This window comes from Flavobacterium album, from assembly GCF_003096035.1.
In the GTDB taxonomy this organism is placed as follows: Bacteria; Bacteroidota; Bacteroidia; order Flavobacteriales; family Flavobacteriaceae; genus Flavobacterium; species Flavobacterium album.
Window position 1 is genome coordinate 2,054,884 of sequence record NZ_CP029186.1, and the last position, 15,586, is coordinate 2,070,469.

Annotated in this window: 10 protein-coding genes; 7 read left to right on the forward strand and 3 right to left on the reverse strand. The window is 41.4% G+C overall.

The window, feature by feature from the left end:
* The first annotated feature begins 7 nt into the window (after window positions 1–7).
* From HYN59_RS09080 to HYN59_RS09110, 7 genes are all read left to right on the forward strand, one after another.
* Window positions 8–1,933, forward strand: coding sequence for an OmpA family protein (locus HYN59_RS09080; RefSeq protein WP_108779691.1), 1,926 nt, complete (start codon window positions 8–10; stop codon window positions 1,931–1,933).
* Between the two features lie 608 nt (window positions 1,934–2,541).
* On the forward strand, window positions 2,542–4,542 hold the full coding sequence (locus HYN59_RS09085; protein ID WP_108777965.1) for a peptidylprolyl isomerase: 2,001 nt from the start codon (window positions 2,542–2,544) through the stop codon (window positions 4,540–4,542).
* Window positions 4,543–5,394 carry a hypothetical protein gene (locus HYN59_RS09090; RefSeq protein ID WP_108777966.1) on the forward strand — a complete coding sequence of 284 codons (852 nt, stop codon included), beginning with the start codon at window positions 4,543–4,545 and terminating at the stop codon, window positions 5,392–5,394.
* Window positions 5,378–6,787: a peptidylprolyl isomerase gene (locus HYN59_RS09095; protein WP_108777967.1), complete on the forward strand. Its 1,410-nt coding sequence runs from the start codon at window positions 5,378–5,380 to the stop codon at window positions 6,785–6,787. Before HYN59_RS09090 ends, HYN59_RS09095 begins: the two co-directional genes overlap by 17 nt.
* A 196-nt stretch (window positions 6,788–6,983) precedes the next feature.
* Window positions 6,984–7,937: an AAA family ATPase gene (locus HYN59_RS09100; protein WP_108777968.1), complete on the forward strand. Its 954-nt coding sequence runs from the start codon at window positions 6,984–6,986 to the stop codon at window positions 7,935–7,937.
* 365 nt (window positions 7,938–8,302) lie between these two features.
* Window positions 8,303–8,689: a hypothetical protein gene (locus HYN59_RS09105; protein ID WP_108777969.1), complete on the forward strand. Its 387-nt coding sequence runs from the start codon at window positions 8,303–8,305 to the stop codon at window positions 8,687–8,689.
* 280 nt (window positions 8,690–8,969) lie between these two features.
* Complete coding sequence (locus tag HYN59_RS09110; RefSeq protein ID WP_108777970.1) at window positions 8,970–11,246, forward strand: aconitate hydratase; 2,277 nt, start codon at window positions 8,970–8,972, stop codon at window positions 11,244–11,246.
* A 73-nt stretch (window positions 11,247–11,319) separates the two neighbouring features.
* On the opposite strand, the gene HYN59_RS09115 is transcribed toward HYN59_RS09110, so the two are convergent.
* Genes HYN59_RS09115 through HYN59_RS09125 form a run of 3 tightly spaced genes read right to left on the reverse strand, consistent with a single transcriptional unit; the run spans window position 11,320 to window position 15,189 of the window.
* Window positions 11,320–11,745, reverse strand: coding sequence for a hypothetical protein (locus HYN59_RS09115; RefSeq protein ID WP_146185901.1), 426 nt, complete (start codon window positions 11,743–11,745; stop codon window positions 11,320–11,322).
* A gap of 31 nt (window positions 11,746–11,776) precedes the next feature.
* On the reverse strand, window positions 11,777–13,240 hold the full coding sequence (locus HYN59_RS09120) for a ParB/RepB/Spo0J family partition protein (RefSeq protein WP_108777972.1): 1,464 nt from the start codon (window positions 13,238–13,240) through the stop codon (window positions 11,777–11,779).
* A 2-nt stretch (window positions 13,241–13,242) separates the two neighbouring features.
* On the reverse strand, window positions 13,243–15,189 hold the full coding sequence (locus HYN59_RS09125) for a radical SAM protein (RefSeq protein WP_108777973.1): 1,947 nt from the start codon (window positions 15,187–15,189) through the stop codon (window positions 13,243–13,245).
* Between the last annotated feature and the right edge of the window lie 397 nt (window positions 15,190–15,586).

Below are 15,586 nucleotides of genomic sequence, written 5' to 3' on the forward strand. Positions count from 1 at the left end.
GCAGATTATGAAAAGAACATTATTTTTATTGGCTTTCCTTTTTTGCATGACCACCGCCTTTGCGCAAAAGCTACTGAAGGCCGACAGGCACTATGCTGCCTTCGAATACATGGAAGCCGCAAAGCTGTATGAGGACTATTTGTCGGATACCAAAAAACCAAAACCCGAAGTGGTTGCCAAAGCTGCCGACTCCTATTATTACATCAACAATATGGGGAGTGCGCTCCGTTGGTACGACAAGTTGTATGAGCTGCAGGGCGACAAGATGGATGACAAGCATTTCCATCGTTATATAATGGCATTGCGGTCGGAAGAGAAATATGCAAAAGCCGATGAGCTGATGCTGAAACGGCTGGAGATGAAAGGCGATGCTGCAATGCTGGAAAATTTTAATTACCAAAAAACACACCTTGACAGTCTTAATAAAATGGCGCCTGTTTATGCTGTAAACAACCTTGCGGTAAATTCTGCGAAAGCGGATTTTGGAACGGCATTCTATGGCGATAAAATAGTATATGCGTCGAGCCGAGACACCGTTGGCAAAAAGACGTATTCGTGGAACGACCAACCGTTTCTTGTGATGTATGAGACAAACAGGGACACGGTGACCGGGGCTTTTTCGAAAGACAAGAAATTTTTGCCGAAAGGCCAGACTACTTACCACAATGCGGCAGCTACTTTTACACCCGACCTTAAGACCGTTTATTTTAGTGTGAACAATGTAAAGAAAGGCAACAAGCTCGTTGACGATGAAAAGGGAACAAACAATATCCAGATCATAAAAGGGCAGATATCGGGTGATAAGTTGCTAAAGCAAGAAAAACTGCCGTTTTGCAGTGAAGATTATTCGGTGGGACATCCAGCTTTGACACACGATGGCAAGTATATGTTATTCGTGTCGGATATGCCGGGCGGGCTGGGCGAAACGGATATTTATTACGTAGAAATATACAGCGACGGCACATTTGGAAAGCCCGTAAACGCCGGGCCGGAAATCAATACGATAGGGCGGGAGATGTTTCCATTCATAAAGGGCGATATGCTTTACTTTTCTTCCGATGGGCATTATGGCCTGGGCGGGCTGGACGTGTTTGTAGCGCCTGTCGGGGATAATATGACATTCCCGCTTCCGCAGAATTTGGGCAGGCCCATAAACAGCAATGGTGATGACTTTGCTTTTATCATCAGCGATAAGGATACGTACGGGTATCTGTCTTCCAACAGGAAAGGCGGAGAAGGCGACGATGATATTTATTTCTTTAAGAAACAGAAGCCTGTGCCATGTACTTATACCGTATCTGGCCGTGTTACAAATAAAAAAGATGGGCAGCCTATAGCTGGAGTGATGATATTGACACAGTTAAATCTCTCTGCTGCTTCCGCGATAACTGACACAGATGGGACATATATGTTCAATGTACCGTGCAACTTAAAGATAACAGCTAGAGCTTTTAAAGAAGGTTATTCGGATGATGTAAAGGACATCGAAACGGGCAATATATCAGGTGAACTGAAAAATGTCGATTTTGTTTTGAGCAAGTACGAAGAACTGGTGAAGATCGAGGATAATGTAGAGAAGATCGACATCAATCCTATTTATTTTGATTTCGACCAATACTATGTGACTCCACAGGGCGCTGCCGAACTGGACAAAGTAGTGTATGTGATGCAGCACTTCCCGGATATCGTTATCAAAATAGAATCGCATACCGATTCCCGCGGGAAGGACGATTACAACATGCGCCTTTCGGATGACAGGGCCAAATCGACTTTCAGTTACATTATTGCCAAAGGCATCGACCCGAAACGCATCGAGAGCGTGCACGGATATGGCGAAACCCGCCTGCGCAACAAGTGTAGCAATGACGTGGAATGTACCGAAGAGGAGCACCAGCTGAACAGGAGGAGCGATTTTATTATTGTGAAGAAGTGATTGTAACGCCGATAGGGGATTTACACGAATTTTTCAGTAGCACCTAATAAGTTTTTTTCGGACCTGTCAGGTGTGTTCATTAGAAACAGAGAGATTTCTCCTGTTGGTCGAAATGGAACATAGTGAATCAGAAACAAAACGTTTTTCCATTTCGAACGGAGCTTGCGGAGAGAGAAATCTCAATCCAGTCATTAATAAAGATATTTCTCCCGTTGGTCGAAATGGGAAAGAAGATGCTTTCAATAAATAGCTCTTATAAACACAAACACCTGGCAGTTTACATACCTGTCAGGTGTTTATCTTTTGATCTGCGATTAGTGTTTTTAATCGTCGTCTTCGTGGCCGGGGCCGGCAATGAGCAGGCTTACTGCAGCCAGTAATGTAACTATATTTTTCATAAGCAATTGGTTTAAATGAGGAGGCTGTAGCCACCTTTGGTTTGCCTTCCTTAAATTTAGACAATTTAAATGACATATACCCTCATTATTGAAAATATATCCTTGTATAATGTTTGCGAATTGTTACTTTTGTTGGTCGCAAAAAAGTGCTGTATACTTTTTACGCTGACAATGCGTTAACTAACGGTTACATTACAAATTATAGTTATAATGAAATTAAAACATGTTCTTGCAGGCCTTTTATTCACGGCCATAGCTATTACAGGATGCAAATCTTCAAAAGGAACTTCGCCGGAAACTAAGAAAGAAGTCCTTTTTACAGTGGACAACAAACCGTACTATACTGACGAATTCATCAGGGTTTACAACAAAAACCTCGACCTTGTAAAAGATGATTCGCAAAAAGACCTTGACAATTACCTCGACCTTTTTATAGGCTACAAGCTAAAAGTGAACAAAGCTAACAAGCTTGGGCTGCAAGAAGGCAAAAAATACCAGGGCGAGCTGAAAACCTACCGCACACAGCTTTCTAAAAATTACCTTACCGATACCAAAGTTACAAAAGCCCTTATCGACGAGGCCTACCAACGTTCGCAAAAAGAGATAAGCGCCTCGCACATATTGTTCCTTGTGGATGAGAATGCACTGCCTGCCGATACGCTTAAAGCCTACAACAAGGCGATCGACGTTCGTAAAAAAGCATTGGCAGGAGAAGATTTTGGTAAGCTTGCCGCACAGTATTCGGAAGACCCTTCGGCAAAAGAAAACAATGGCGACCTTGGTTACTTCAGCGTTTTCAGGATGGTGTACCCATTTGAGACCGGCGCTTACAAGACACCGAAAGGCCAGATATCGATGCCGGTAAGGACGCGTTACGGCTACCACATTATAAAAGTGAATGATGTAAGGAACAACAGGGGCGATATTACTGTGGCGCACATTATGATCATGAAGCCGAAAAAAGAAAATGCCGAAGAAGCTGCCAAAGCGAAATCGACCATCAACGAAATTTACCAGAAACTGAAGCAGGGCGAAGATTTTGCAGCACTGGCAAAACAATTCTCACAGGATAAATCCAACGCATCGAATGGAGGACAGCTCAACAGGTTCAGCTCAGGCGAGCTTAGCTCAACAGAGTTTGAAGACCACGCTTTTGCACTGCAAAAACCCGGCGATATATCAGAACCGTTCCAGTCGCAATTTGGCTGGCACATCGTGAAACTGATCGAAAAGCACCAGGTTAAAACACTTGAGGAAGTGCAGCCTGATTTTGAGAACAGGATACGAAGGGACGACCGCTCTAAGCTGATTACCGCTTCACTTACCGAAAAACTTAAGAAAAAATATACCGTTAAGAAAGACAATGCAGGATATGAGTTTGCTGTAAAGGCGCTTACCGATAGTATTTATTCAGGCGGATGGCACCTTCCGGCCAACATCGAGGATTATAAGGCCAAAACGGTTCTTGTTATTAACAATGACAAAAAAGTGGATGCAAAAACCTTCCTTGATTTTGTAAATAACCAGCAGAGGGCAAACCAGACTGCTAAGCCGCTTTCTAGGCTTGCATCGGTGTTGTTCGACCAGTTTAAAGATGAGCAGCTTAATACGTATTATAACGACAACCTGGAGAAAGAGTTCCCTGAATTCTCTGTGGTTATGGAAGAATACCGCGACGGGCTGCTGCTTTTCGACCTGATGGAAAAAGAAATTTGGGAGAAAGCTAAAAATGACACTATAGGATTGCAGAAATTCTATGATATGAACAAAGCCAACTACCAGTGGAAAGCAAGGGTAGATGCCGATGTGTTCTCGTCGACCGATGAAAAGATGGTAAAGCAGGCTAAGGATTATCTGGCAAAAGGGAAAGATGCTGCTTTCATAAAAGAAAAGCTTAACGTGGACAAAAAAGTGAACATTATCGAGAAATCGGGCACTTTCGAGCAGGACAGCGATGCATTGCCAAAACAGGCAGTGTGGAAAACAGGCCTGTCGGATATTATTAAGGAAGGCAACTACTATTATGTGGTAAAAACCAATAAGCTGCTTCCTGCCGGGCCTAAAACGCTTGAAGAAGCGAAAGGCCGTGTAATAAATGATTACCAGCAGCACCTTGAAAGCAACTGGGTAAGCGAGCTGAAAAAGGAATTCACTATTAAGGTGAACCAGGACACATTTGACAAAGTAAAGAAAGAACTTAACCAAAAGTAAATGGTGAAGGAAGGCCTGCTGCTTTTGTTTGCCCTCGCTGCTTTTTCCTGTAATTCATTCCGGGAAGAGCAGAAGCCACAGGCGGTGGCGCGGGTAAATGATGCGTACCTTTATAAAGAGGACCTTAAAGGTATAGTGCCTGCTGGGACTTCCAAAGAAGACAGCATTGCCATCGTGAAAAGCTATATTGACCGTTGGGCCTCACAAAAGCTGCTGTACAGCGCTGCGCAGGTAAACCTTGGAAAAGAAAAGCAGGCGGAATATGATGAGCTCGTAAGGCAGTACAAGATAGATCTTTACACAAAGGCTTATATTGAGGAAGTGGTAAAGACCACGGTTGATACGGTGGTATCTAAAGAGGAGCTTATTAAATATTACAATGCCAATAAGGAAAATTTCAGGACAGCCGGGATGCTGGTGAGGCTGAAGTACATACGCCTCGATAAGGACCATCCTAAGTTCGCCACCATACGAAGCAGGTTTGGCAGTGGCAATAAAAAAGACCTGAAGGCGTTAAATGACATGGCGATACAATTCAAGAGCTATGCCTTTAACGATACCACGTGGGTAGACATGAACGAGGTATATACAAAACTGCCGTTCATTACGCCCGATAACCGTGATAAATACATAAGCAGTGGAATAAGCTACCAGTACCCTGATTCTACGGATGTTTACCTTGTAAAGGTAGCGCGGGTGATAGACAGGAACCAGGTGTCGCCTTTTGAATATATAAGGCCAACCCTGGAGCAGCTGATAATAAATAACAGGAAACTGGAGTTAATAAAGAAGTTTGAAAAAGAAATAACGGATGATGCGATCAAAGATAAGAAGTATGAGATTTATAAATAGCAGGTTTGCTTTACTGGCCATTTTTGCCTTTTTGGGTATGTTTGCCACCTCTGCGCAGGAGATAATAAAGGAAACTGCAAAGGATACCGTAAAGCCTGCACTTCCGCAGGGCAGGGTTAAAGTGGACGGTGTGATAGCTGTTGTGGGTGACTTTGTGGTGCTGGAGTCGGATATCGACCTTATGTACCGAGAGATGCAGGCACAGGGTATGCCGGTAAAAGACATCCCGCGCGGAGAACTGCTGGGTAAGCTGATGGAAGACAAATTGTATGCCCACCATGCCATACAGGACAGTATCATTGTTACCGATGCCGATGTGAATGAAACCATGAACAGGCAGATCGACTATTTTGTAGAGCAGATTGGCTCAGAAGACAAAATGGTAAAGTACTTTAAAAAGAAGAATATCGAGACATTCAGGGCAGAGCTTTTTGAGATGATCAAAAACCAGAAACTGACCGAGCAGATGCAAAAGAAAATCATGGAAGACGTAGAAATAACGCCTGAAGAAGTGAGGCAGTATTTCGCGCAGTTTAAAAAAGAAGACCTGCCGGAATTTGGCGCCGAGATGGAAGTGGCCCAGATCGTTATAAAACCCGAGGTCACGCAGGCCGAGAAACAGGTGGTGATCGACCGGCTCCGGCAGATAAAGAAGGAGGTGATGGACGGCTCCAGTTTTTATAGTAAGGCGGTGCTCTATTCGGAAGACCCCGGTTCGCGATCAAGCGGGGGCTTTATAAAAATGAACCGGAAATCGCCGTTGGTAAAAGAATTTAAGGATGCGGCATTCAGTACCGATGAGGGGCAGATATCGGAGCCTTTTGAGACCGAATACGGCTTCCACATCATTTATGTGGAAAAGATACGCGGCCAGGACCTGGACGTACGCCACATCCTGATCTCTCCGAAAGTAACGCCTGAAGCGATACAGAAAGCGAAAGAAAAAATAGAGAAGATCAGGCAGCGAATTGTAAGCGGCGAAATATTATTTGCCGATGCGGCACGCTCGGAGTCGGAAGATAAGGAAACGCGCAACAGCGGCGGATTGCTGATGAACCCAAGGACACTGGAAACCCGTTTTGAGCTTACCAAGCTTCCGCCTGAAATTTACAGCGACGTGGTAGACCTGAAAGACGGGGAGGTATCAAGGCCTATCCTGTCAGAAAGCCAGAGAGGTGAAAAGAGCTACAAACTGTTTACGGTTACCAACCGCTACGACCAGCACATCGCCGACTATGCCAAGGATTATACAAAGATCAAAGACCTTGCGCTAAAAGAGAAGCAGAAAAAAGCGATAGGCAAATGGAGTGAGCAGAAAATTAAAAGTACCTATATAAAGATAAGCCCGGAATACCAGGATTTCCCTTTTGTGAACCACTGGGTAAAAAAATAACAGGTCAATGCCTTTAAAGTTTAGGTAAACAGTAAAAATATTTATAAGTTTGAAGTGTTGTCGGGAATCGTTCTGTCATTTCGAATGCAGCCTGCGCAGAGAGAAATCTCACATTATATATGAATAGAGATTTCTCCTTCGTCGAAATGACAAATTGCTTGAGACAACTCTTTTAAATTTATCCTAATAAAATATCATGTCAGACGTAGCAGCTATACAGAATTTAGTCACCAGGCAAAAAGAGTTAAAACAGGAGATCGCAAAAATTATTGTTGGGCAGGATGAGGTAGTAAGCCAGATCGTTCTGAGCATCTTTGCAGGCGGCCATGCACTGCTTGTAGGAGTGCCCGGGCTAGCCAAAACACTTATGGTAAATACCATATCCCAGGCTTTGGGGCTTGATTTTAAGCGTATCCAATTTACGCCCGACCTTATGCCGAGTGATATACTGGGTAGCGAGATACTGGATGAGAACAGGCAGTTCAAATTCATACGCGGGCCGATATTCTCGAACATCATCCTGGCAGACGAGATCAATCGTACGCCGCCTAAGACACAGGCTGCGCTGCTTGAGGCGATGCAGGAAAAAGCGGTTACCATTGCCGGGCACCACCACAAATTGTCTTTACCGTATTTTGTACTTGCCACCCAAAACCCGATAGAGCAGGAGGGAACCTACCCGCTTCCGGAAGCGCAGCTCGACCGTTTTATGTTTGCCATAAAGCTGGACTACCCGACTTTTGCGGAAGAAGTACAGGTAGTGAAAAGCACAACTAATGACGGCAATGTAAAAATAAGCCCACTCTTCACAGCGCAGGAGATATTGGATTTCCAGCACCTTATACGCAGGATACCTGTTGCTGATAACGTTATTGAATATGCCGTAACTTTGGTAGGCAGGACCAGGCCGGGCAACCCGCTGGCGAATGATTATGTGAACAATTACCTCGACTGGGGTGCGGGGCCAAGGGCATCGCAGAACCTTATCCTTGCTGCCAAGACCCATGCCGCACTGAACGGCAAATACTCGCCGGACATTGAAGATGTGCAGGCGGTAGCCACAGGTATATTGCGCCACCGTATTATAAAGAACTACAAGGCCGATGCAGAAGGCATTACCGAAGAAATGATAATCAAGAAGCTGTTTTAGGACAGCTTTTTTTGGCCCCCTAACCCCCGAACGGGGAACACCACTCAAATGTGTTTACTTGGATTTGGGTTGTGAGTGAAGCTCGCGCGAGGGATAGAGCCGATATCCTGCGCAGAGCAACGGAGCAGATAAAGGCGAAAGCCCGGCCCGGCTTTGGGTGAAGAAATGGCCCGGGCGCGCCTAAAAAAATAACGAATTACCTGACTTTTGTGAAATATTCATCTCCAATGTCTAATATGTTGATATTCTGCATGTTTATTAACTATTAATTATTGACTTGTTAATAATCTATCGAGAAAATTATGTAGTACATAATAAAATAGTTTGTTTTTAGTTATATATTTATCGCGCAACTAAAAACATTTATGAAGAAATTACTAAAATTTATCCCTGAGATCTATTTTATGGGTTTAGGGATCTTCTGGGTGGCAGAAAATTATTTTGCCAGTGGTACTCTCAATTACATTGCGCTGTTGTTGGTATGGCTTTTATTCCTTCAGTTTTTTTATAAGAACAGGATACTTGGCCTCATATATGGCGTGTTATTGGGTTTTACTTCGGCTTTTATGATATTAGCGGTGAACTCTGAGGTTGGCGGTTTTGAGACTTTTACAGAACAGGCCCTGCAACTGCAGTTAGTAGGCTGGGGCGTATTCGGTACAGGGTTGATAATGGCCGGCACGATGGTGTACAAATTTGCAACTGTTAAAGTTAACTACGACGAAGAAAGCGTGCTTACTGTAACGTATTAATTTACAAAAAACAGAGGTAAAGCCACATTCAATAGAAAATATTGAATGTGGCTTTTTTCATTTTTTAAGGTGATTATTTACAATTTGACAATATAAATTTAAATTTTTACGAATTCCTAAAAATTTAGTACTGTTTCTTAAATTTGTTATTGTTTTCTCAGTAAAGTAGAATGTTTATAAATAATTATCCCCTGAAATTAAAGAAACAATAAAAATTTTTTAATTGCCGGGGGAATGCTTAAATTTACAGACTTTTTACAAACGAACAAATACACTTACTATGGCTTTTGATATTGAAATGATCAAAAAGGCGTATGCCACCATGGCTGAGCGCGTTGACAAAGCACGAGAGCTTGTTGGCCGCCCGCTTACGCTATCCGAAAAGATTTTATACTCCCACCTTTGGGAAGGCACCCCTTCCAAAGCTTTTGAAAGAGGCAAAGACTATGTGGATTTCGCACCGGACAGGGTAGCCTGCCAGGATGCTACCGCGCAGATGGCACTGCTTCAGTTCATGCACGCGGGTAAGGCAAAAGTAGCTGTACCAACCACCGTGCACTGCGACCACCTTATACAGGCTAAAGTAGATGCGAAAACCGACCTTAAGCGTGCCAAAGAGCAAAGCAACGAGGTATTCGACTTCCTGTCTTCTATCTCTAATAAATATGGCATTGGGTTCTGGAAACCGGGTGCGGGTATCATCCACCAGGTAGTGCTTGAGAACTACGCGTTCCCGGGCGGTATGATGATCGGTACCGATTCCCACACCGTAAACGCGGGTGGCCTTGGTATGCTTGCCATTGGTGTTGGCGGCGCCGACGCCGTTGACGTAATGAGCGGCATGGCGTGGGAACTTAAATTCCCGAAACTAATCGGCGTACACCTGACAGGAAAGCTATCAGGATGGACTGCCCCTAAAGACGTAATCCTTAAAGTAGCCGGCATCCTTACCGTAAAAGGCGGTACCGGCGCTGTAATAGAATATTTTGGCGAAGGCGCAAAAGCCATGTCATGTACCGGTAAAGGTACCATCTGTAACATGGGCGCCGAGGTGGGTGCAACGACCTCTACTTTTGGGTATGATGAGTCAATGGACCGTTACCTGCGTGCCACCAACCGTGCCGATGTAGCCGATGCTGCAAACGCTGTAGCGCAGCACCTTACAGCCGACCCTGAAGTATATGCTAACCCGCACGACTACTTCGACCAGGTGATCGAGATCAACCTTTCTGAGCTGGAGCCGCACCTTAACGGGCCATTCACGCCGGATTTGGCTACTCCGATCTCTAAAATGAGGGAAGAAGCCATAAAGAACGACTGGCCTTTGCAGATACAGGTAGGCCTTATCGGGTCGTGTACCAACTCATCGTATGAGGACATTTCCCGTTCGGCATCCGTTGCAAAACAGGTGTCTGACAAAAAACTGAAAACCAAAGCAGAATTCACCATCACACCGGGTTCGGAAGTGGTGCGTTATACTATAGAGCGCGACGGCTTTATCGACACGTTCGATAAGATGGGCGGTACCGTGTTTGCCAATGCCTGCGGCCCGTGCATCGGGATGTGGGACAGGGAAGGCGCCGAGAAGGAAGAGCGCAACACCATTGTGCACTCCTTTAACCGTAACTTCTCCAAGCGTGCCGACGGTAACCCTAACACCCTTGCGTTCGTTGGCTCCCCGGAGCTGGTAACGGCGCTTGCCATTGCAGGCGACCTGGGCTTTAACCCGATCACCGACAAGCTGATCAACGAGGATGGCGAAGAGGTAATGTTCGACGAGCCTACAGGCAACGAACTTCCGCCGAAAGGCTTTGACGCCGAAGACCCAGGCTACCAGGCCCCGGCTGCCGATGGCTCTAAAGTGCAGGTGGTTGTTAGCCCTACATCTGAAAGGCTGCAGCTTCTTGCTCCGTTCACACCATGGGACGGCAACAACATCATGGGTGCCAAGCTGCTTATCAAGGCATTCGGAAAATGTACTACCGACCACATTTCTATGGCAGGTCCGTGGCTGCGTTTCCGTGGGCACCTGGACAATATTTCGAACAACATGCTTATCGGCGCGGTAAACGCCTTTAACCAGAAGACCAATAACGTAAAGAACCAGCTTACGGGCGAGTATGATGCCGTTCCTGCCACTGCGCGTGCTTACAAGGCCGCAGGCGTACCGAGCATTGTAGTGGGCGACCATAACTACGGCGAAGGCTCATCGCGTGAGCATGCCGCTATGGAGCCGCGTTTCCTTGGTGTGAAGGCCGTACTGGTAAAATCGTTTGCCCGTATCCACGAGACGAACCTTAAGAAACAGGGTATGCTTGCGCTTACCTTTGCCAATGAGGCCGACTACGACAAGATACAGGAGAACGACACCTTCAACTTTATCGACCTGAAGGAGTTTGCACCAAACAGGCAGCTTAGCCTTGAGGTGATCCACAGCGATGGTTCCCGCGACGTGATCCTGTGCAACCACAGCTACAACGAAGGCCAGATTGGCTGGTTCGTAGCAGGCTCTGCACTGAACCTTATCGCAGCCGCCGGCGCACAAGCTACAGCGTAAATAATTTTTAGTTTATATAGTTAAGGCTCCTCTACGAAAGTAGGGGAGTTTTTCAGTTAATATTTTATACAAGCTAATTATTGATAACCCGCGTAATTTGATGCATTCTTTCATTGTCACCTCCACTTGTGTAAATTAACGTTTCAACGTTATGTCCATTTATAATTAATGTTGTTGTTCCAGTATTTTTCCATGGACCTACATCGATCGTATAAAAATTGATAGTTAGGATGTTAGAGTGTTGACTTAATAGAGGTTGCAAGTCTATTGTATTGTTGTATGGATTAGCGTTTGCCGGGACTTCATGTATTAAATTGTTATTTAAAACTATACCCGCAATTGTGCCATCCATAGTTTTGTTCTCCCAATAATTATTTATTATTAATAGTGCTGTTTCTACTTCTCCAGTAGATTCAATATCAGAGTTTTTTAAAATCTCTTCGATAGAGATTGTAAGTTTTCCTTCACTGTTGACTTTAAAAAATTTTGAATTCATCATTAGCATTTTGATTTGAAGTTATAATTATACTTTATTTACACTTGTCTATGATAGTTGCTAATTTCTTATTATCTAGTATCAACTCGAAAACATCTTCGAAAATAGCAACTGTTTCATTAACTCCTAATGTGATTGATGTAGGATGCGCACAGTCATTTCTTTTGTCATAGTGACCTTTTAATTTTTTGAAACTAGGCTCTGTAATAAACCCTTTATAGCAGATGTAGCATAGCAATTGCATATCTCTCGAATTCTGACGTATCTCATCTATAATTTTGAATTCTGTCCTAAATTGCGAAGAAAAGTGTTTGTAATAAGATGTTTTTTGCGCAACCATCTCTTTCGATTTATCGTTGAAGTCGTTTATATCTTTTTCTATGTAGGCAAGAATTCTGCTTATACCTGCCGCCCAGATCATTAATGTCGCGCCTTTGAAGCAATGCTCTTCTAGGCAGTGTAATGCTTCTAAAAGATACTCTTCTTCATCGCTTGAAAATGTTTTAGCGATAACTTCATATTTTGTCCTTACGTCTGACAGAAGTGTTTGCTGTTTTTTTGTTAACCCAAGTCTTTTTTGATTATTTGTCTCACTTTTAGCAGACCTATTTTTCGAAATGTTTTTTGAGTCCTTTGTTACCCCACTTTTTTTAGATTCTTTTTTTGGATTTATATTTCTTCCCGCTTTCTCCAGTTTGGTCAAATAATTGAGATATTCTTCGTGGGCCGATCGAATATCTCGAGCCTTATTATTTAAAAATTTTATAATAATTTTTTCCACTTCGGTTTTATTAGAAACATCATTGAATAGTTCCTTAAAGTTGTCCATTAAAAATCGAGTGTTCCCTAGCAAACCTTTAAGTGCTTTCTCGGCCATGATTGATCTTAACTGATCTTCTGTGTAAAGTTTTAAAATATTAGGATGTTCTTTCTTTATCTTATTGATAAAGCTTTTGCCTATTTGTACTAAATAACTATGACTTAGATCATTAGTCATAGCTCTTTCTATATATTTATCTTCGAATTTGATTATTTCTAGCATATCGCCTGCCTTTGTGTTATTCTCGTGTGTAATTTCAATGATCTTTTTTTTCAACACAGTATCAGTTACATCCGGATCTTGCTTTTTCAATTCATCGACGATATGCTTAATAGAGGTAGTTTCAGCCACAGTACTCCATTTTTCATGTAATTTGTGGGTTTTATACGCCAATATTTTTCCGTCAATATGGTCTTTTGCGACTAAAACTGGTATTTTGGAGAGGTTTACTTCGATTGCTGCTCTTAATCTTCTTTCACCATCAATAAGTACAAACCCTTTATCCTTGGCTTTCACGATCAGAGGAACGATAATACCGTCATCTCTTACAGATGAAACAAGATTCCTAAAAGAAGGTTGACTTTTTATTTGTGCCTCACTTTCACGCCTTGGATTATCTTTATCGAATTCTATTTTACTTGTTTCAACTTGCTTTAAATTATCGGAAATAGCTCTCATGTCTAAATAGCTTTATTAATTAGGGGTTCATCAAAATCGTAAGTCATCGTAAGATTTAAGAACGGATCATTTTTGAATAATTTATTAAACTCTTTTCTAAGTTTAGCGGCTTTGAAATCTATAATGCCTTTGTCACCTACATTGGTATTATAAAATCGTAATAGCTTGTAAATATTTGGGTTATCTGTTTTATTTTGAATATTACTAAAATCATTCTTTTCAATAATTTTTTTTGCTTCGGCTAATTCAAGCTCACTTAAATTATAGAATGTTGTTCTCCATTCTTCGGTAACACCTGCATCCTTGAATTTATTTCTATAAATGATTAAATCTTCTGGCATATATAATAATTCATTAAATTCTTTTAAATCTTTTCCAAAAGCCATCTCGAAAAATTCAAATCCGGGAGCAACAATACCTTTAGTAACATTTAGCATGCTTTGAACAGCTCTGATATATTTTCTATTCCAATGTTTAGATATATATTTCCTGTCTTTAGCATCTTCTCCAAATAAGGGAATATATTTCATAGGGAAAGAAAATATCTTCAAATTATATTTTTTGTTCAAATCAACATTAATTTTCATTCGGAGATAGAGATCTTGAGGTTTATCCTTAAAATTGTAAAGGAGATAGTTTGACAAATTAATAATACCATATTTTGCAGCAAGTTCAACTGCTGCAATGTATTGCTTATCCATTCCAATAAAATCAAATGCAATTCTTAAGGGCCTGACATTTATTTCGCTTAATAATCTCATGTTTTCATCAGTCACATACCTTGCGTCGATACCTTGATTGAAATCTACATATCTTTCAACTTTACTTTTCTTCCGATATCTCTCATATAGGGGCTGCAATTCTTTATAAGCATTTAAAATATCTTGTTTCGTGATTTTATTCTTAATTTGAAGGTTATAGGTGGTAAGAAGATTTTCAATTTCATTTTTAAGCTCACCTTTACTGTGGGATAGAAAATCTAATATAATTTCATGACTTCTGTTAATGAAACCTTTATCATTAAATCCTTTTTTTAAGTTTTTTATTGCAATATCAAGTTGATTAGGCTCTGTATATTTTGCTCCTCGATAAAACCCCATGCTTTTTATTTCTGTAATTATCTCAGGGAATTTTGGTGATGCTAAGACATTATTATCCATTAATAACAGATTTCTTTGCTCGCCATATACTGTTGCAATATTTTCAAACTTTTGGATAGATGAGACTTTATCTTTATATATTGGCTCTAAAATCGGTACGGAACAAAATGCACATTTTCTTGTGCAGCCTTTTGTCATAAAAGTAAAATATGCACTACCAGTCGGATATTTATATTCAATTTCATCTAATATGGAATAATCTAGATCGAGATCATCAACAATTAAATTATTATCAGGATCTAGCATTTTAGGTTTATCTAATAAACCAGTAAATGGTTTAATGCCTGTTTCATGTTCAATTTCATCGGTTAATAACGAAGCCATTACTCCACCTACCTTTACATTATCTATACTCTGCGTTAACTTCGAAATTTGTTGAATAGTTTTTATTGTTATTGACCAATAAAAAGTAAAAAGTGTAGTGACATAAATTCTGTCATAATGATATGGTTTATATTTATACGCATAATATTTAAAAGTATCGATAATTTGATTTTTGTTCGAATCATTAATAAATTTTAAAACTTTCTGTAGATCTTCCTTTCTCTTATTTTTCAAATATTTATAAATTAATACTTCATTACTATCCCAATCATAAGTAGTAAACTTTTTTTTCAGTTCATCTAAGCAAGCATTTAGTTTCTCCTGATTTATTAATTCATTTATGTTTCCTTTAAAAAATTTTACATTGTCACCTAGTGTTTTATGATATGTTGAGATTTTCATCAACCCAATTGGAGGGTACTTGTTTTTGTAATTAGGCTCAATAAGTAATATGTTTTTATTCATAATTAAAATTTATATGAAATTATGAAAAATATGTTAAAAAATTATATAATAATTTTATTTTAAGTTAAAATCTATACTTTGTCTATACATTTTGTCGTGAATTGCATAAATAATGACGTGAAATAATTGATTTAAAAACTACCATCCCCCCTTAGCCCTGACCGCAGCGGCATCCTCCCGTAGCTTGCGGAGGGAAATACAGCGGAGGGCGGGAAAGACGCTTCCAAAAAATGCCCAAGCCCTTCCGCTACAAAAAATAAACGAAATACCTATTTCGACTCCCCCTCGTCTCCGCTCGGGACAGGCTGCTCAATATGACATTTCGTTTTACAAAAAAAATCCGCACCCATTATGAGTGCGGATTTTCCAATTATGAAGAAAAGGTTGGTTTAGGTAG

Bases quoted from the DNA above. Each gene is read 5' to 3' on its own strand.
- HYN59_RS09080 (WP_108779691.1), top strand. From the start codon at position 8: ATGAAAAGAACATTATTTTTATTGGCTTTCCTTTTTTGCATGACCACC.
- HYN59_RS09085 (WP_108777965.1), top strand. From the start codon at position 2,542: ATGAAATTAAAACATGTTCTTGCAGGCCTTTTATTCACGGCCATAGCT.
- HYN59_RS09090 (WP_108777966.1), top strand. From the start codon at position 4,543: ATGGTGAAGGAAGGCCTGCTGCTTTTGTTTGCCCTCGCTGCTTTTTCC.
- HYN59_RS09095 (WP_108777967.1), top strand. From the start codon at position 5,378: ATGAGATTTATAAATAGCAGGTTTGCTTTACTGGCCATTTTTGCCTTT.
- HYN59_RS09100 (WP_108777968.1), top strand. From the start codon at position 6,984: ATGTCAGACGTAGCAGCTATACAGAATTTAGTCACCAGGCAAAAAGAG.
- HYN59_RS09105 (WP_108777969.1), top strand. From the start codon at position 8,303: ATGAAGAAATTACTAAAATTTATCCCTGAGATCTATTTTATGGGTTTA.
- HYN59_RS09110 (WP_108777970.1), top strand. From the start codon at position 8,970: ATGGCTTTTGATATTGAAATGATCAAAAAGGCGTATGCCACCATGGCT.
- HYN59_RS09115 (WP_146185901.1), bottom strand. From the start codon at position 11,745: ATGATGAATTCAAAATTTTTTAAAGTCAACAGTGAAGGAAAACTTACA.
- HYN59_RS09120 (WP_108777972.1), bottom strand. From the start codon at position 13,240: ATGAGAGCTATTTCCGATAATTTAAAGCAAGTTGAAACAAGTAAAATA.
- HYN59_RS09125 (WP_108777973.1), bottom strand. From the start codon at position 15,189: ATGAATAAAAACATATTACTTATTGAGCCTAATTACAAAAACAAGTAC.